The organism is Mesorhizobium sp. B2-3-14, assembly GCF_006442175.1.
Lineage (GTDB): Bacteria > Pseudomonadota > Alphaproteobacteria > Rhizobiales > Rhizobiaceae > Mesorhizobium > Mesorhizobium australicum.
This window is the reverse complement of record NZ_VFVP01000005.1, coordinates 55850-71943: the sequence shown is the minus strand read 5'-3', so window position 1 is coordinate 71943 and position 16094 is coordinate 55850. Positions and strand designations below refer to the sequence as shown.

The 16094-nt window shown below is 63.9% G+C and carries 17 protein-coding genes; 11 read left to right on the top strand and 6 right to left on the bottom strand.

What is annotated here, in order from left to right; translation table 11 throughout:
• Window positions 1-62 precede the first annotated feature (62 nt).
• The 3 genes from FJ950_RS14830 (at window position 63) to FJ950_RS14820 (ending at window position 3234) form a co-directional block, all read left to right on the top strand.
• Window positions 63-1037 (top strand): L-threonylcarbamoyladenylate synthase, encoded by a 975-nt coding sequence (locus tag FJ950_RS14830; RefSeq protein WP_181171250.1) that lies wholly within the window; start codon window positions 63-65, stop codon window positions 1035-1037.
• Between the two features lie 9 nt (window positions 1038-1046).
• Window positions 1047-2477 carry an FAD-binding oxidoreductase gene (locus FJ950_RS14825; protein ID WP_140617314.1) on the top strand — a complete coding sequence of 477 codons (1431 nt, stop codon included), beginning with the start codon at window positions 1047-1049 and terminating at the stop codon, window positions 2475-2477.
• A 190-nt stretch (window positions 2478-2667) separates the two neighbouring features.
• On the top strand, window positions 2668-3234 hold the full coding sequence (locus FJ950_RS14820) for a DUF6101 family protein (RefSeq protein ID WP_041163896.1): 567 nt from the start codon (window positions 2668-2670) through the stop codon (window positions 3232-3234).
• Between the two features lie 198 nt (window positions 3235-3432).
• Here FJ950_RS14820 and ubiA read toward each other — a convergent pair whose 3' ends face one another.
• A complete protein-coding gene (gene ubiA / locus FJ950_RS14815; protein WP_181171270.1) occupies window positions 3433-4416 on the bottom strand; it encodes a 4-hydroxybenzoate octaprenyltransferase in 984 nt (327 codons plus the stop codon).
• A 68-nt stretch (window positions 4417-4484) separates the two neighbouring features.
• The gene (locus FJ950_RS14810) at window positions 4485-5396 is read right to left on the bottom strand and encodes a LysR family transcriptional regulator (RefSeq protein WP_140617312.1); all 912 of its coding nucleotides are present in this window, start codon (window positions 5394-5396) and stop codon (window positions 4485-4487) included.
• A gap of 90 nt (window positions 5397-5486) precedes the next feature.
• Here FJ950_RS14810 and FJ950_RS14805 point away from each other — a divergent pair, with 90 nt between their 5' ends.
• A complete protein-coding gene (locus tag FJ950_RS14805) occupies window positions 5487-6308 on the top strand; it encodes a phytanoyl-CoA dioxygenase family protein (protein WP_140617311.1) in 822 nt (273 codons plus the stop codon).
• Window positions 6309-6459: 151 nt separating this feature from the next.
• Window positions 6460-7737: a phosphoribosylamine--glycine ligase gene (gene purD, locus FJ950_RS14800; RefSeq protein WP_140617310.1), complete on the top strand. Its 1278-nt coding sequence runs from the start codon at window positions 6460-6462 to the stop codon at window positions 7735-7737.
• 19 nt (window positions 7738-7756) lie between these two features.
• Here the strand turns inward: purD and FJ950_RS14795 are convergent, their stop codons facing one another.
• Together FJ950_RS14795 and FJ950_RS14790 are read right to left on the bottom strand one after the other, a co-directional pair.
• Window positions 7757-8866, bottom strand: a complete 1110-nt coding sequence (locus FJ950_RS14795) for a glycoside hydrolase family 25 protein (RefSeq protein ID WP_140617597.1) — start codon at window positions 8864-8866, stop codon at window positions 7757-7759.
• A gap of 140 nt (window positions 8867-9006) precedes the next feature.
• Window positions 9007-9243: a hypothetical protein gene (locus FJ950_RS14790; protein ID WP_140617309.1), complete on the bottom strand. Its 237-nt coding sequence runs from the start codon at window positions 9241-9243 to the stop codon at window positions 9007-9009.
• Window positions 9244-9455: 212 nt separating this feature from the next.
• On the opposite strand from FJ950_RS14790, the gene FJ950_RS14785 reads away from it, so the two are divergent.
• Together FJ950_RS14785 and FJ950_RS14780 are read left to right on the top strand one after the other, a co-directional pair.
• Window positions 9456-11225, top strand: a complete 1770-nt coding sequence (locus FJ950_RS14785) for an acyl-CoA dehydrogenase family protein (RefSeq protein WP_140617308.1) — start codon at window positions 9456-9458, stop codon at window positions 11223-11225.
• Window positions 11226-11244: 19 nt separating this feature from the next.
• A complete protein-coding gene (locus FJ950_RS14780; RefSeq protein WP_140617307.1) occupies window positions 11245-11997 on the top strand; it encodes a crotonase/enoyl-CoA hydratase family protein in 753 nt (250 codons plus the stop codon).
• 8 nt (window positions 11998-12005) lie between these two features.
• On the opposite strand, the gene pdxH is transcribed toward FJ950_RS14780, so the two are convergent.
• Window positions 12006-12623, bottom strand: coding sequence for a pyridoxamine 5'-phosphate oxidase (gene pdxH / locus FJ950_RS14775; protein ID WP_140617306.1), 618 nt, complete (start codon window positions 12621-12623; stop codon window positions 12006-12008).
• Window positions 12624-12663: 40 nt separating this feature from the next.
• Between pdxH and FJ950_RS14770 the strand changes: the two genes are divergently transcribed.
• The 4 genes from FJ950_RS14770 to FJ950_RS14755 all read left to right on the top strand — a co-directional run bounded on the left by FJ950_RS14770 (window position 12664) and on the right by FJ950_RS14755 (window position 15721).
• Entirely contained in the window at window positions 12664-13125 is a 462-nt protein-coding gene (locus tag FJ950_RS14770; RefSeq protein WP_140617305.1) for an RT0821/Lpp0805 family surface protein, read from the top strand.
• Between the two features lie 99 nt (window positions 13126-13224).
• Entirely contained in the window at window positions 13225-14157 is a 933-nt protein-coding gene (locus FJ950_RS14765) for a J domain-containing protein (protein ID WP_140617304.1), read from the top strand.
• A 105-nt stretch (window positions 14158-14262) separates the two neighbouring features.
• On the top strand, window positions 14263-15081 hold the full coding sequence (gene fabI, locus FJ950_RS14760) for an enoyl-ACP reductase FabI (protein ID WP_140617303.1): 819 nt from the start codon (window positions 14263-14265) through the stop codon (window positions 15079-15081).
• 52 nt (window positions 15082-15133) lie between these two features.
• The gene (locus FJ950_RS14755) at window positions 15134-15721 is read left to right on the top strand and encodes a histidine phosphatase family protein (protein ID WP_140617302.1); all 588 of its coding nucleotides are present in this window, start codon (window positions 15134-15136) and stop codon (window positions 15719-15721) included.
• Between the two features lie 20 nt (window positions 15722-15741).
• On the opposite strand, the gene FJ950_RS14750 is transcribed toward FJ950_RS14755, so the two are convergent.
• Window positions 15742-16005: a DUF1344 domain-containing protein gene (locus tag FJ950_RS14750; RefSeq protein ID WP_015318816.1), complete on the bottom strand. Its 264-nt coding sequence runs from the start codon at window positions 16003-16005 to the stop codon at window positions 15742-15744.
• Window positions 16006-16094 lie beyond the last annotated feature (89 nt).

The following is a 16094-nucleotide window of genomic DNA, read 5'->3' as shown; positions in this document are numbered from 1 at the left end:
AATGCCCGCTTGCCCCGGCGGCCCCGTCGTATTACGCAGCCGGCATCCGCGAGGTGACGAGAGTGGCTGAAATACTTGCCGTCGGCGAAGCGATGGAACCGGCGTTGGCGCTGCTCCTGGGCGGCGATGTCGTCGCCATCCCGACGGAAACCGTCTACGGGCTTGCCGGCGATGCCACCAACGGCATTGGCGTGGCGCGCATTTTCGAAGCCAAGGGGCGGCCGCGTTTCAATCCGCTGATCGCCCATGTCGCCGACATGGCGATGGCCGAGCGCATCGCCTCGTTCGATCCGCTGTCTAGGAAGCTCGCGCTTGCCTTCTGGCCGGGTCCGCTGACGCTGATACTGCCACAGCGCCCCGGCAACGGCATTCATCCGCTGGTCACGGCCGGGCTCGACACGATCGCCGTGCGCATGCCGAGGGGTTTTGGCGGCGACCTGATCGCCAGGCTTGGCCGACCGCTTGCCGCGCCCAGCGCCAACTCATCTGGCAAGATCAGCGCGACGACGGCGCAGGCGGTGGCTGCGGATTTAGGCGGGCGCATCAAACTGGTGGTCGATGGTGGCGCCACGCCGGTCGGGCTGGAATCGACCATCGTCAAGGCCGAAGGCGAAAGGTTGCGCCTGCTTCGGCCCGGCGGCATTGCCGCCGACGAGATCGAGGCGGCCATCCGCATGGAGCTACTGCGCGGCGGCATTGCCGGCGTCGAGGCGCCGGGCATGCTTGCCTCGCACTACGCACCGGGCGCGGCTGTTCGGCTCAATGCCGGCACGGTTGGTGAAGGAGAAGCGTTGCTTGCCTTCGGCGACCAGCGCGCGGAAGGCTGGCGCGGCGCGACCGCTTTCCTCAACCTCTCGCTGTCAGGTGACCTGCGTGAAGCGGCAAGCAATCTCTTTGCCTACATGCAGGATTTGGACCGTAGCGGCGCGCGGATTATCGCCGTCGAGCCAATTCCCTTTGACGGGCTCGGCGAGGCCATCAACGACCGGCTCTCCCGTGCCGCCGCTCCTCGTGACAACGCACAGCCCACAACGTAGTTTTCCCAGATGACCGCAACCGCAAAGACACTCGATCCCGCCCTCATCGATCGTTTCGCGGCGATCGTCGGCGACAAATATGCGCTGCGCGACCAGCAGGACATCGCGCCTTATCTGATCGAGCGACGCGGCCTCTGGCACGGCGCGACGTCCCTGGTGCTGCGGCCGGGCAGCGTCGACGAGGTCAGCCGGATCATGCGGCTGGCGACAGAGACCGGAACGCCGATCGTGCCGCAAAGCGGCAACACCGGGCTGGTCGGCGCGCAGGTGCCGGACAGATCCGGTCGCGAGATCGTCCTGTCGCTATCGCGGCTGAACCGCGTCCGCGAGATCGATGTGCTGTCCAATACGGTCACGGTCGAGGCCGGTGTCATCCTGCAGACCTTGCAGGAAGCGGCCGATGCCGCCGACCGGCTGTTTCCGCTGTCGCTCGCCGCGCAAGGCTCCTGCCAGATCGGCGGCAACCTGTCGTCCAATGCCGGCGGCACCGGCGTGCTGGCCTATGGCAATGCGCGCGAACTGTGCCTCGGCGTCGAGGTGGTGCTGCCGACCGGCGAGGTGTTCGACGATTTGCGCAGACTGAAGAAGGACAACACCGGCTACGACCTGAAGGACCTGTTCGTCGGCGCCGAAGGCACGCTCGGTGTCATCACCGCCGCCGTGCTCAAACTGTTCCCGAAGCCGAAGGGGAGGGACGTCGCCTTCGTCGGCCTGTCGTCGCCCGAAGCCGCCCTTTCCCTGTTCAGCCTGGCCATGGACCGCGCCGGGGCCGCACTCACGGCCTTCGAACTGATCGGCAAGCGCCCGTATGACTTTACCCTTGCGCACGCCCAGGGCGTCGTGCGGTCGCTGGCCGAAGACTGGCCCTGGTACGTGCTGATGCAGATATCGTCCGGCCGCTCAGCGGAGGATTCTCGGGCGCTGATCGAGGATGTGCTTTCGGCGGGTCTAGAGCAGGAATTCGTCGGCGATGCCGTCATCGCCGCCAGCCTCGGGCAGGGCGATGCCTTCTGGGATTTTCGCGAGCTGTTGCCCGAGGCACAAAAGCCGGAAGGCGCTTCGATCAAGCACGACATTTCGGTGCCGATCGCATCGATACCGCGCTTCATAAGGGAGGCCGCCGGCGCCGTGGCGTCAGTGAGCGCCGGCGCCCGCGTGGTCTGCTTCGGCCATATGGGAGACGGCAATCTCCACTATAACATTTCACGGCCCGTCGACGGCGACGACGAGGCGTTCCTGGCGCTCTATCATGCGATGAACAAGGCCGTGCATGACGTGGTGCGCAGCCTGCACGGTTCGATCTCGGCCGAGCACGGCATCGGTCAGTTGAAGCGCGACGAACTGATCGCCACCGCGCCGCCGATGGCCATCGATCTGATGCGCCGGGTAAAGGCTGCCTTCGATCCGGCGGGCATCATGAATCCTGGTAAGGTTATCTGATCCTTTCACCATCCTGTGGCTGGTGGCATTCCGATAACCATCCCTGAGATCAGCAAAATTTAACCGACTTTCTTAAGCGCGGCGGTAAGGAGCCGGCGCTACTGTTTCCCCATAACGAGGCCGGGAAAACTGGCCCGGAGAGAACCGGACACCGGCTCTCAGGAGACAGACAGGAAGGCGCTCTATGAACGTGAACACTGGACTGAAGCCAGTCTGGGCGGGACGCAACATGCGTCTCGACCCATTCCGCCTGCCGCAGGTGGTGAGCTATGCCACGCGCGACGATTATGGCGACGTAACCTTCACCATCGACCAGCGCGGCGCCGTGATCCGCCGCCTGCTCGAGATGAGCGGCCTGCCGGCGATCATCGTGCTGCCCGCCAATGCATTTCGCGGCGTCGCCGCCCGTGCGATGGAGGATCCGGAAGGCAATGTCACGGTGACCCTAGAACTCCTGCACAACGATCCGATGCTGTCGGTGCCGCTGCTGGTGGCCGACGATCTCGAAGACGTCGCCGCCGACTGGCGCGCCTGGGCCGACGCCTACCGTCTGCCGATGCTGCTGATCGAATCCGATGGCGTCGCCCGCACCCTGGAAGAATCGCTCGGCGCCGCCATCAAGACATTGCCGCCGCGGGAGCGCCGCAAGGGCCGCGTTTCCAATATGCGCCGCCCCCGCTTTCTTGCCCGCCGCAGAGCCGGTGACCTCGGCCTCAGGCTGGTGATCGGCGGCGAGGAGATCATTTCAAGAGACTAGCGTTCTTCTCCCCGTCACTATACGGGGAGAAGTGCCCGGCAGGGCGATGAGAGGCAGCGCTGGCATGATTTTTTGGCCTTAATTGCGTGTGCGCTGGTTCGTCGATGAACCCTCGCCTCGCCTCCAAAGGTCGGCGCTGCCCCTCATCCGGCTGCCGCCACCTTCTCTTCGTATAGAGACGGGGAGAAGGATAAGCCGCTACACCAGCGGCTTCAGCGTCACCCACAGCGCGCCGCCGATGAGGCCGAGGAAAATCAGCCAGCCGACCTGGTTATTCGACCGAAACAGCCGCAGGCACTGGTCTGGATCGTCGATATCCAGAACCGCGATCTGCCGCGCCATGTGGGCGCCGGCGGCGATCAATCCCGCCAGTGCCACCACCGGGGCTTGCGCCGAGGCGAAGGCGATGGCGAAGCAGATCAGCGTACCGCCATAGAGCCCCGCGAGCCATGCCTTGGTGTTGTCGCCGAACAGCCGCGCGGTCGAACGCACGCCGACAATGGCGTCGTCTTCCTTGTCCTGGTGGGCATAGATCGTGTCATAGCCGATCACCCACAGGATCGAACCGATATAGAGCATGATGGCGGGGCCATCGAGATCACCGAACTCGACCGCCCACCCCATCAGCGCGCCCCAGGAAAAGGCGAGGCCGAGAAACAGTTGCGGCCAGTTGGTTATCCGCTTCATGAATGGATAGACGGCGACGATCGCCAGCGAGCAGACGCCGAGCAGAATGGCAAAGCTGTTGAACTGCAGGAGCACCGCCAGGCCGACCAGGGCCTGCAGGACAAGAAACAGCCAGGCCCGCCGGCGCGTGGTCTGGCCGGACGGTAGCGGGCGTGAGCGGGTGCGTTCGACCTGGTTATCGATGTCCTGGTCGACAATGTCGTTATAGGTGCACCCGGCGCCACGCATGGCGATGGCGCCAATCAGGAAGAGCACAAGGTACAAGGGCGCCGGCAGCAGCGAGAGCAGCGGGTCGCCTGGGCGCGGATAGGCGCTCGCCGCAAGTGCCGCCGACCACCAGCATGGCCACAAAAGCAACTGCCAGCCGATCGGCCTGTCCCACCGCGCCAGCTGCGCATAGGGCCAGATGGCGCGCGGCAGCACGCGATAGACCCAATGGCGGTTCGGCGCATCGGCGACGCGACCCTGGGCCGCTTTCGACTGGACAGGTTCCATCGGCATGGAGTGGCAGCAGCGGCGGAAACCGTCAAGCGGCAAGCGGAGGAGCGGCGGCCCGCCAACCGTCACGACGCGAAGATGTCGCGTGTGGAAAACCAGACTTTCGCCACCGCGATGAAAGTCAGCGCCGCATTCGACACGCGCTGATGCGTATCATGGGTGAGAATGATGCGCTGCATGGGCAGCGGATCCGACAGCGGTTTGCAGACGAGGCGCAAGCCGTCATAGCTGCGGTCGCCATGCGGGCGGGTATAGCTGACCGCGACGCCGAAGCCGTTGGCCACCATGCTGCGCTGGAGTTCGAACGAACTTGTTCGCATGTCGGCCACCGGCGACAGGCCACGGCCGCGGAACAGGTCGAGCATATGCTGCCAGCTATGCGGCTGGTCGGTCGTGATCAGCGGGTAGGCGGCCAGATCCGCCAGGCTGACCTCGGGGCGGCCCGCCAACGCATGGCCCGCCGGCAGCAGCGCATGCGGCCGAAGCTCGTGCAACAGGATGCGGGCGAAATGCGACGGCAGGCCGAGATCGTAGCTGAGGCCGAGGTCGACGGTAGCATCCGCCAAGCGTCGCCCGAGCGTCTCGAACGTCTCGTCACGGACGACAACCGCGACCGCTGGATGACGTTCGGAGAAGGCGCGGATGAGGCCCGGCGCGAAAAAGGGTGCCAGATCCTCGAAGCAGCCGAGCACCAGCTCGCCACCGATGGCTGAATTGCCCGAACCCAGGCTCATGAGTTCGTCGGTCTCGGCAAGGACCTGCTTTGCCTTCGCTACCACGACACGGCCGAACGAGGTCAGCGAAACGCCGCTTCCCCGCTGGCGCACAAACAGCTTTTGGCCGAAATCCCTTTCGATGGCGTCGATGGCCACTGAAATCGACGGCTGCGAAATGTTGATCGCCCGCGCCGCGCCGGTAACGCTGCCATGGCGGGCGACGGCAATGAGATAGCGGAGTTGCGTGAGCGTAAGGCTCATAGCCAAAACCTATGTGTCAGATGAGAAGTTATTATTTTACTGAATGAGAGGAGATTGCGATAGTGGCCTCGATCCTGAGAGGAGGACCCCATGGCTTCCCAAACCGCAGCGCAGCCAATCGACACCGAAATCATCGATGCGCGGACAATTGCCGACTACCAGCGTGACGGCGCGGTCTGTATCCGCGGCGCCTTCAAGGGCTGGGTCGACACGATTGCCAGCGGCATCGAGCGCAACATGCGGAGCCGCAGCGCCACCGCGTCCGACATCGCTGGCGGCAAGGGCAGCTTCTTCGACGACTACTGCAACTGGGAGCGTATCCCTGAATTCGTCGATGTCGTGCGCAATTCGCCGGCGGCGCGACTGGCGGCCGCGGTGATGCAGTCGCGCACCGCGCAGTTCTTCCACGACCATGTGCTGGTCAAGGAGCCCGGTACGCAGAAACCGACGCCGTGGCACCAGGACATCCCCTATTATTTTGTCGACGGCCAGCAGACGGTGAGCTTCTGGATCCCCATCGATCCGGTGAAGGAAGCGACGCTGCGCCTGATCGCCGGCTCGCACAGATGGGACAAGATGATCCTGCCGGTGCGCTGGCTGGACGACGGCAATTTTTACGCGGCCGAGGGCGATTATCGTCCGGTGCCCGATCCCGACACCGATCCGTCGATGAAAGTTATCGAATGGGAGATGGAGCCGGGCGACGCCATCCTGTTCGACTTCAGGACGGCACACGGCGCGCGCGGCAATATGACCGCGGCCCGGCGCCGGGCGTTGTCGCTGCGCTGGGTCGGCGACGATGCCCATTATGTCGAGCGACCGGGCCGCACCTCGCCGCCCTATCACGGCCATGGCATGCAGCCGGGACAGAAGCTGCGCGAGGATTGGTTTCCGGTGGTCTTTCAGGGCTGAACGAGCGCCGGAATAGGGGCGGTGGTGGCCGGCGCCCTATTCGACAGGGATAACGTTCCCGTGCGCAATCCACCCTGATGCCTTGACCCGTCGCCCAGAGAGCAATAGCGGGTTGTTTTCTCTATGGGATAGGCGGCATCAAGAGGTGGCCATGAACGTTCTTCTTCTCGGCTCCGGCGGCCGCGAACATGCGCTGGCCTGGAAGATCGCCGCTTCGCCGCTGCTGACCAAGCTCTACGCGGCCCCCGGCAATCCGGGCATCGGCGGCGAGGCCGAACTGGTGAAGCTTGATATCACCGATCATGCCGCGGTCGTTGCCTTCTGCCGGGAGAAGAAAATCGATCTCGTCGTGGTCGGCCCGGAAGGGCCGCTCGTCGCCGGCATCGCCGATGATCTGCGCGCCGAAAACATCCGCGTCTTCGGGCCTTCGAAGGCCGCCGCGCGGCTGGAAGGTTCGAAGGGTTTCACCAAGGACCTCTGCGCCCGGTACAACATTCCGACCGCCGCCTATGGCCGGTTCGGCGACCTGGCCTCGGCCAAGGCCTATGTCGAGAAGACGGGCGCGCCGATCGTCATCAAGGCCGACGGGCTCGCAGCCGGCAAGGGTGTCACCGTCGCCATGACGATGGACGAGGCACGGGCGGCACTCGCTTCCTGCTTTGACGGGTCCTTCGGTGCTGCCGGCGCGGAGGTGGTGGTCGAGGAATTCATGACCGGCGAGGAGGCGAGTTTCTTCTGCCTCTGCGACGGCACCACGGCGCTTCCCTTCGGCACCGCGCAGGACCACAAGCGCGTCGGTGATGGCGACGTCGGTCCCAACACCGGCGGCATGGGCGCCTATTCGCCGGCCCCGGTAATGACGCCTGACATGATCGAGCGCACCATGCGTGAGATCATCGAGCCGACCATGCGCGGCATGGCCGAGCTTGGCGCGCCTTTCGCCGGGATTCTGTTCGCCGGACTGATGATCACGGAAAGCGGGCCGAAGCTGATCGAATACAACACCCGCTTCGGCGATCCGGAATGCCAGGTGCTGATGATGCGGCTCAGGGATGACCTGCTGGTGCTGCTCAATGCCGCGACCGATGGCCAGCTCGCGCATATGTCGGTGCGCTGGCGTGACGAGGCGGCGCTGACCGTCGTGATGGCGGCCAGGGGCTATCCCGGCACACCGGAGAAAGGCTCCGTCATCCGCGGCGTCGAGGACGCCGCCGGTGAAGGCGTCCAGATTTTCCATGCCGGCACCGCAATCAATGGCGGTGCGCTGGTCGCCAATGGCGGCCGTGTGCTCAATGTCACGGCGAGCGGCGCCACCGTCGGAGAGGCGCAGGCGCGGGCCTATGCCGCCCTCGACCGCATCGACTGGCCGGACGGGTTCTGCCGCCGCGACATAGGCTGGCAGGCCGTGGCGCGCGAGCAGGCCGGCTGAAGCTCCGACCGGGTGGCGGCTATTGCTGACTTCGGTCGAGGGTTGTCGAAGCGGTGCTGACCGGGTCGGCCGCGGCAAAGGCGGCGTCAAGCTGTTCGGGGGAACGCTGCCCGCCCCGCTTCCAGGCCACATATTGGACAATGCCGAACCCCGGCCGTCGCGGCACCGTCTTCACGACTGGCATGCGGAACCCGTCGCGAAATTTTGACCACCGCGAACCAAGCACGGCGACCATTTCCTCGAAGGTCGGCGGCGTCGCCACATCGGCATAAATGATGGTGGCCTTGCCGGCGAGCGCGGCTTCCCGCGAGAGCGGCACTGGTACGCTGGCAAGATAATCGGCAGGCACGTCGATCAGGCCACCGAAAGGCCATTGCTGGCGCAGAGTGACGGCATCCGTGGGCGCCACGTTGACGTCGATGTTGTCGGGTGTGCCGGCAACCCTGTAGGGACAACGGAAGCGGCCGCAATTGGCCTGCGCCGAGAACTGCCAGAGCGCGTAGCCCTGCCAGTTGCCCATCGGAAAATGCACGTCGATGTCAGGCTTATAGCGCGCGTACCAAAGCGGCAGCCGCGACAAGAGCCGGTATTTGTAGCGGTTGTCGGCGATATATTGGGCGGTCTTGCCGTTGGTGTAGAGCACCGGGAAACGGCCGATGCGCCGATGCACCTGGCGGGCGAACTCCTCGGCATCGTCGAGCGACATCCATTGCGAGGGATCGATGCCCTCGATGTCGAGGGCCATGAGGTCGTCCGGTGCGGGGTCGGCGAAATCGAGGAAATTGTTGGCCTGCTCGACCGGATTGCCGGGACGGGCGAGATGATAGGCGCCCCATTTCATGCCGAGCGCCTTGGCCACGACCCTGCGTGTCTGGAACAATTCGCGCGTCACCGCGTGACGTTTCCACAGTGCCTTGCACAGTTTCACGTCAGTGTCGCCGCCGAAACAGAAATAGGGCGGCGGCATGCCGTCGGAAGCCTTGTTGATGAAGGCGACGATGCGCTTGTCGGTGACAAGCTGGGCCCAGTCGATGGAATTGTATTCGTAGGCGTCGATGACGAGCGCGCGGTCAGCGCTCTTCCACGGCTCGGAGAAGTCCGAAGCCTTTGCCGCCGTGCCCAGCACAATCGCTGCCGCGAAAGCGAGAAGCGCCGTGCGGCGAAGGAGGCGCGCCGTCCTTTTCAAAACAGGGAATCCCCGTTGATCAAGGGTAAATCCTGGACCGCTATGGTTAAGAAAATGCTTCTCGGACCCTGGTGCGGGATAAGCTAGCGCAGGCTGAACGGTTGAAATTCGAACGGGTCGGGCGCGGGCTCCTGTTGCAGCGTACCTTCGACGGCGCGTTTGCGGTGGTGGGAAAGCGAGCATCGCGGCGAGCACAATATGCCGCGATCCGACCAGTAGGCGGCACCATTTCCCAGGTCGCCGTGATAATAGGAAAACCCGGTTGCCCGATAGGGCAAACCGCATTCGATGCAGCGATAGGCGTCAGGTCTGGCAAGCATGAGAATCTTCCGGTCGCTGGTTTTCCGTCGCCGGTCGATTTGGTCCGGCTATCTGTCGAATTTAATACAGCCCCGCCTGATTGCAAAATCAGCGTGACAAAATTTGACGTTTACGTAAAAAGGCGATGGGAGACCGCCCAAAGGCGGATGGTTTTGCGGCGGCACTGGCCCTAGGGTCGGCGAGGCCGATGCATAAGGGAGGATCGAGCGGCATGTATCGGGCACCGGTCGAGGATATCGCGTTCACCCTGAAGCATGTGGCCGGCATGAAATCCGCCATCGATACGGGAGCGTTCGGAGACCTCAGCGAGGATCTGGTCGACGCCGTCCTCGGCGAGGCGGGCCGTTTCGCCTCCGAGGAGGTGGCCCCCCTTTATAAAATCGGCGACGAGCATGGCGCCGTGCTCGGCGATGGCGCGGTCACCACCCCGCCGGGGTGGAAGGAACTCTATCGCCGCTGGATCGAAGGCGGCTGGAATGCGCTCTCCGGGCCGGAAGAGTATGGCGGCCAGGCGCTGCCGACCATGCTCGGCGTCGCCGCACTCGAAATGTGGAACTCCGCCGCCATGGCCTTCGGCATCGGCCCGACGCTGACCATGGGCGCGGTCGAGGCGCTCGACAAGCACGCTTCCGAGGAACTCAAGGCGACATATCTGGCAAAGCTCGTCTCCGGCGAATGGATGGGCACCATGAACCTGACCGAGCCGCAGGCCGGATCGGACCTCGCCGCCTTGCGCGCCCGCGCCGAGCCCGCCGGCGACGGCACCTACCGCCTCTTCGGCCAGAAGATATTCATCACTTACGGCGAGCACGATTTCACCGACAACATCATCCATCTGGTACTGGCGCGGCTTCCCGATGCGCCGGCCGGAACGCGTGGCATCTCGCTGTTCCTGGTGCCGAAATTCCTGGTCGGCGACGATGGCTCGCTCGGTGCGCGCAACGACGTCTTCTGTTCCGGCCTCGAGCACAAGCTCGGCATCCATGCCTCGCCGACCTGCACCATGATCTATGGCGATGGTTTTCAGGGCGCCAGGCCTGGCGCCATCGGCTGGCTGATCGGCGAGGAGAACAAGGGCCTCGCCTGCATGTTCACCATGATGAACAATGCCCGCCTCGCCGTCGGGATGCAGGGCGTCGCGGTCGCGGAAGCAGCGACCCAGAAGGCGATTGCCTATGCCAATGAACGCCGCCAGGGCAAGGCGGCGGATTACGCCGGCGCCGGCATGGCGCCGATCGTCCACCACCCCGACGTGCAGCGCAATCTCCTGACCATGAAGGCGCTAACCCAGATCGCGCGGTCGATCGGTTATTCCTGTGCCCACGCCATCGACATGGCGCGCGTGTCGTCAGGCGGCGAGGCGGCGCATTGGCGCGACCGTGCAAATTTGCTGACTCCGCTCGCCAAGGCGTTTTCGACCGATGTCGGCGTGGAAGTTGCCTCGCTTGGCGTCCAGGTGCATGGCGGCATGGGCTTCATCGAGGAAACGGGTGCGGCCGCGTACTATCGCGACGCGCGCATCGCGCCGATCTATGAAGGCACCAACGGCATCCAGGCGATCGATCTGGTGACCCGAAAACTGCCGCTCGGTGGCGGCGAGCATGTGCATGGCTACATCGACGAACTGGCCGGTATCGCCAATGCCGTGCGAACGTCGAACCTCGAAGGTTTTGGCCGCACCGCCGACACTCTCGATCAGGCGCTCTCCGATTTGACGCAAGCGACGCGTTTCCTGCAGAAATTGTCGGCCGAGGGCCGGACGGAGGAGGCGCTGGCTGGCGCCACGCCGTATCTCCGGCTGATCTCGCTTGCCGCCGGCGGCGCTTATCTGGCGCGGGCCGCTCTTGCCGACCAGGGCCGCATCGCGCTTTGCCGCTTCTTCGCCGAGAACCTGCTTGGCGAAGCCAGCGCTTTGAAGGAGCGCGTCATCGATGGCGCCGTCAGCCTGGCTGCTGCCGCCGAGGCACTGATTTCCGCCTGACCTTCACAAGGAAAACACCGTGACAGACCACATCCTCGTCGACCGCCAGGGCGCCATCCAGATCATCCGCATGAACCGGCCGGACAAGAAGAACGCGCTGACGCGTGCCATGTATGCGAAAATGTCGGCGGCCCTTGCCGAAGGCGACGCCGATCCGGCGGTCCGCGTTCATGTCTTTTTCGGCGTGCCGGGCGCCTTTTCCTCCGGCAACGACCTTGCCGATTTCATGGTCGTGGCCACCGGCGGCGATGGCGGCACCGAAGTCTGGGATTTCCTGATCGTCCTGGCCGGGGTCGAAAAGCCCATCGTGTCCGGCGTCGACGGTATCGCGGTCGGCATCGGCACCACGATTAACCTGCACTGCGACCTGACTTTCGCCACTCCGCGCACCGTGTTTCGGACCCCCTTCGTCGATCTCGGCCTCGTGCCCGAGGCAGGGTCGAGCCTTTTGGCGCCCCGCATCCTGGGCCAGCAGGGTGCTTTCGCCCTGCTCGGTCTCGGTGAGGGCTTTTCGGCCGAGCGCGCGAAGGCCGCCGGGCTGATCTACGAGGTGGTCGAGGAAGGTGGGCTGGAGGCTTCGGTGCTTGCAGCGGCCGGCCAGATCGCGGCCAAGCCACCGCAAGCGCTCAAGATCGCGCGCGACCTGATGCGTGGCTCACGCGACGATCTGGTTGCCCGCATCGGGATAGAGAGCGAGCATTTCCGCGAGCGGCTGAAATCCGACGAGGCGCGCGCCGCTCTCACGGCATTCATGACCAGGAAAAAGGGCTGAAGGTTTTTTCAGGGATAGAGCCTGGCCTTGTCCCAGCCGCCTGCCGCGTTGCGTGAAAAGACCACGCGGTCATGCAGCCGGAACGGCCGGTCGTGCCAGAATTCGATCGTCTTCGGCACGATCCGGAAGCCCGACCAATGTTTCGGTCGCGGGATTTCGCCGATGGCATAACGCGCCGTGTATTCTGCGACCGCCTTTTCCAGCGCGAAGCGGCTTTCCAGCGGGCGCGATTGCTTCGACGCCCAGGCGCCGATGCGGCTGCCGCGTGGCCGCGTGGCGTAATAGCTGTCGGCTTCCGCATCGCTGACGAGCTCCACCGGACCGCGAATGCGCACCTGGCGGCGCAGCGATTTCCAATGGAAACACATCGCCGCCTTCATGCTGCCAAGAATCTCCTGGCCCTTGGCGCTCTCGAAATTCGTGTAGAACACAAAGCCGCTTTCATCGAACCCCTTGAGCAGCACCATCCTTACGTCCGGCATGCCCTCGGCATCGACGGTCGCCAATGCCACGCCATTGGCATCGTTGATTTCGCTCTTGGTAGCGTCGTCCAGCCATGCGGCAAAGAGGCGAAACGGCTCGGCCGCCTCGGTAAAGTCACTGCTTGTTAACTCTGTGTCACTCATAGTTTTTCTCAAATTGTCACGAGATCAGGGAGGTTGCCGATTGTCGCGTATCGCGCAAGCTTTTGACAGCAGGCAATGGGGCGTTATCGCTTCAGCCAGCACGAAAGCGGCGATGGTGGCAGTCGCCCTGCCGCTCGCGGCCTGCGGTGCTGGTGGCTTCAGCCTGGAGAAGGCCGAAGTCGACCGCTCGATCCTGACCAGCAGCACATCGGCTTCGCCCAAGCCGGCCGATTCGGATCGCGACTCCGACCAGACGACGATCGGCAATGCGGTGTCGTCCGCCGATATCGAGCAACTCGGCGGCCAGGCGGTGCCGTGGGCGAACACCGGCACCGGGTCGCGCGGCTCCATCACCGAACTGGCGGAATTGAAGGACCGCGGCCAGACCTGCCGCCGCTTCAAGGTTTCGCGCGAAAGCTTTGACGGCGTTGCCATGTTCCAGGGCGAACTCTGTCTTGCCGGTGCCGGCGGCTGGCGCATGCAGGGCTTCAAGGCACTCTGATTTTCCGCCGTTGATATGAAGGTCCGCTACTGGAATTTCTTCCTATGCGAGCGCATATAGGGGCAAGTATGGACTCAACTCATTTCCAGGGCAGGAAGCATGCGCGACCCCTATGAGGTGCTGGGCGTTGCAAAGAACGCATCGGCCAAGGACATAAAATCGGCGTACCGGAAACTCGCCAAGAAGCATCATCCGGACCAGAATCCGAATGATCCCAAGGCGAAGGACCGTTTTGCCGCGGCCAATCAGGCCTATGAGGTCATCGGCGACGAGAAGAACCGTGCGGCTTTCGATCGTGGCGAGATCGACGCCGACGGCAAGCCGCGTTTCCAGGGCTTTGAAGGTGCCGCGGGCGGTGGCGACCCCTTTGCCGGGTTCCGCCGCCAGCAACAGGGCGCCGGAGGCTCTCGATTCGAGTTCCGTTCGGGCCGTCCGGGCGGCGATCCATTCGACGGCAACAGCGATATCTTCAGCCAGATCTTCGGCGATGCCTTTTCAGGCGCGCGCGGGCCAGGAGCGGGCGACCGCCGCCAGGCGGCGACGGCATCCGACCTGAACGTCACGCTCGACGTCACCATCGAGGAAGCGGCCAATGCCGAGAAGGTGACGGCGATGTTCCCGGATGGCCGCAAGGTTGCGGTCAAGCTGCCGGCCTATGTCGAGGATGGCCAGACCATCCGGCTGAAGGGCCAGGGCGAGCAGGGACCGGGCCAACCCGGCGACGCACTGGTCAAGATCCATATCCGCCGGCATCCACGTTACCGCATCGAAGGCCGTGACCTGCACGCCGACCTGCCGGTTTCGCTGGCCGATGCGGTGCTGGGCGCCAAGGTGCCGGTCGAGACGCCGACAGGCAGGCTTGCGGTCAACGTTCCCGCCTGGTCGAGCTCGGACAAGGTCCTGCGGCTCAAGGGCAGGGGCTTGCCGGAGAAAGCCGGCGGCCATGGCGATCTCTATGCCCATGTGCGCATCATGCTGCCGGAAGGCGGCGACAGCGCGCTGGAATCGCTGTTGCGCGGTCAAAAAGGCTGATCGAGAGCTTTTGTCCCCCGAACTGTCCGCTTTGAACGCTTGAAGGGGCTGTATGCCTGTGCGATAGGCACTCCACAAAGCAGATATCTTGCGGAGAACACGCATATGGCGGGTGGACAGGGCCTGATGGCCGGCAAGCGCGGCCTGATTCTTGGCGTCGCCAACAACAGGTCGATCGCTTATGGCATTGCCAAAGCCTGCGTCGATCACGGCGCCGAGATCGCACTGACCTATCAGGGCGAAGCCTTCAAGAAGCGCGTCGAGCCGCTGGCGACGGAACTGGGCGCCTTTGTGGCCGGCCATTGCGACGTAACCGATCCGGCGAGCCTGGACGAGGTCTTCGCCAATGTCGCCGAGCATTGGGGCAAGCTCGACTTCCTCGTGCACGCCATCGCCTTTTCCGATAAGGACGAGCTGACCGGCCGCTATGTCGAGACGACGCGCGACAATTTCCTGCGCACCATGGACATTTCGGTCTATTCCTTCACCACCATCGCCAAGCGCGCTGAAGCGCTGATGACCGAGGGCGGTTCGCTGCTGACGCTGACCTATTACGGCGCCGAGAAGGTCATGCCGCACTATAACGTCATGGGCGTCGCCAAGGCGGCACTGGAGGCCAGCGTGCGTTATCTCGCTGTCGACCTTGGCGCCAAGAAAATTCGTGTCAATGCCATCTCGGCCGGCCCGATCAAGACGCTTGCCGCCTCCGGCATCGGCGACTTCCGCTACATCCTGAAGTGGAACGAATACAATTCGCCGCTGAAGCAGACGGTCACGCAGGAAGAGGTCGGCGATTCCGGCGTCTATTTCCTGTCCGACCTGTCGCGTGGCGTCACCGGTGAAGTGCACCATGTCGATTCCGGCTATCATGTCGTTGGCATGAAAGCCGTCGACGCGCCGGATATTTCGACGGTCAAGGATTAGGTCTCCCCGCCCTTCCTCCTTCCAGGCCCTGGCCCGATCTCCGGAAGAGCTGATGTACCCGCTGGTTTATATCGTGCGCCACGGCCAGACCGCGTGGAACGCCGAGTTCCGGCTTCAAGGCCAGGCCGATACCGATCTCAATGCTCTCGGCCGCGAACAGGCGAGCGCAAACGGCCGTCGGCTGGCCGAACTCGTCGGCGCTTCCCAGGAATTCGACTTCGTCGCCAGTCCAATGAGACGCACGCGCGAAACGATGGAACGCATCCGCGCCGCCATGAGGCTCGATCCGCTCGCCTATCGAACCGATATCAGACTGATTGAAGTCAATTTCGGCGATTGGCAGAGTTTTACCTTCGCCGAGCTTGAGAGGCAGTCGCCCGGCGCGAGCCGATCCCGCGCACTGGACAAGTGGAATTTTCAGCCGCCAGGTGAAGGCGCGGAGAGCTACCAGATGCTGCTCGAACGGGTGAAGCCATGGTTCGACGAGCTTCGGGGGCAGACGATTTGCGTGACGCACGGGGGCGTCATGCGCACCCTGTTTCGCTTCGTGCTTGATATGCCCGAGGACGAGGCCGCGAACCTGGAGATACCGCAGGATCGCGTGCTCAAACTTGAAGGCAGGAGCCTGGAGTGGCTTTAGGACGCCGGTGACGCCAACTCCTAGTTCGTGTCGCTGTCACCCGGCAGCTGCATGTCTGTGACGACGTTTTCGCCATCGGTCACATCGTAAGCGATGACGATGTCCATCCCCGGCTTCAGCGCATCGAGATCGGTTTCGGCATTCAACTTGTAGGATTTGCCGTCGTCCAGCGTCAGTGTCAGCGCGTCCTTGTCGATCTTCTTGATCAGGCCTTCGGTCTGCCCGGCAAAGGCGGCGGTGGAGAGCAGCAGCGTGGCGGCAACAGCGCCAATCAGGGTACGCATCATCGTCCTCTTTGGTCATTGCGCCGGCCTGGGTGGCGGCGGATCCTCAACGGCGAATGGAGGAGAGCAGAAACCAACCGAATGTGTCA

What these genes read in the sequence shown, in the direction of transcription:
- ubiA (WP_181171270.1), bottom strand. Translation starts at nt 4,416, where the DNA reads ATGGAACCTGTCCAGTCGAAAGCGGCCCAGGGTCGCGTCGCCGATGCG.
- purD (WP_140617310.1), top strand. Translation starts at nt 6,460, where the DNA reads ATGAACGTTCTTCTTCTCGGCTCCGGCGGCCGCGAACATGCGCTGGCC.
- fabI (WP_140617303.1), top strand. Translation starts at nt 14,263, where the DNA reads ATGGCGGGTGGACAGGGCCTGATGGCCGGCAAGCGCGGCCTGATTCTT.
- FJ950_RS14790 (WP_140617309.1), bottom strand. Translation starts at nt 9,243, where the DNA reads ATGCTTGCCAGACCTGACGCCTATCGCTGCATCGAATGCGGTTTGCCC.
- FJ950_RS14785 (WP_140617308.1), top strand. Translation starts at nt 9,456, where the DNA reads ATGTATCGGGCACCGGTCGAGGATATCGCGTTCACCCTGAAGCATGTG.
- FJ950_RS14755 (WP_140617302.1), top strand. Translation starts at nt 15,134, where the DNA reads ATGTACCCGCTGGTTTATATCGTGCGCCACGGCCAGACCGCGTGGAAC.
- FJ950_RS14750 (WP_015318816.1), bottom strand. Translation starts at nt 16,005, where the DNA reads ATGCGTACCCTGATTGGCGCTGTTGCCGCCACGCTGCTGCTCTCCACC.
- FJ950_RS14805 (WP_140617311.1), top strand. Translation starts at nt 5,487, where the DNA reads ATGGCTTCCCAAACCGCAGCGCAGCCAATCGACACCGAAATCATCGAT.
- FJ950_RS14810 (WP_140617312.1), bottom strand. Translation starts at nt 5,396, where the DNA reads ATGAGCCTTACGCTCACGCAACTCCGCTATCTCATTGCCGTCGCCCGC.
- pdxH (WP_140617306.1), bottom strand. Translation starts at nt 12,623, where the DNA reads ATGAGTGACACAGAGTTAACAAGCAGTGACTTTACCGAGGCGGCCGAG.
- FJ950_RS14825 (WP_140617314.1), top strand. Translation starts at nt 1,047, where the DNA reads ATGACCGCAACCGCAAAGACACTCGATCCCGCCCTCATCGATCGTTTC.
- FJ950_RS14765 (WP_140617304.1), top strand. Translation starts at nt 13,225, where the DNA reads ATGCGCGACCCCTATGAGGTGCTGGGCGTTGCAAAGAACGCATCGGCC.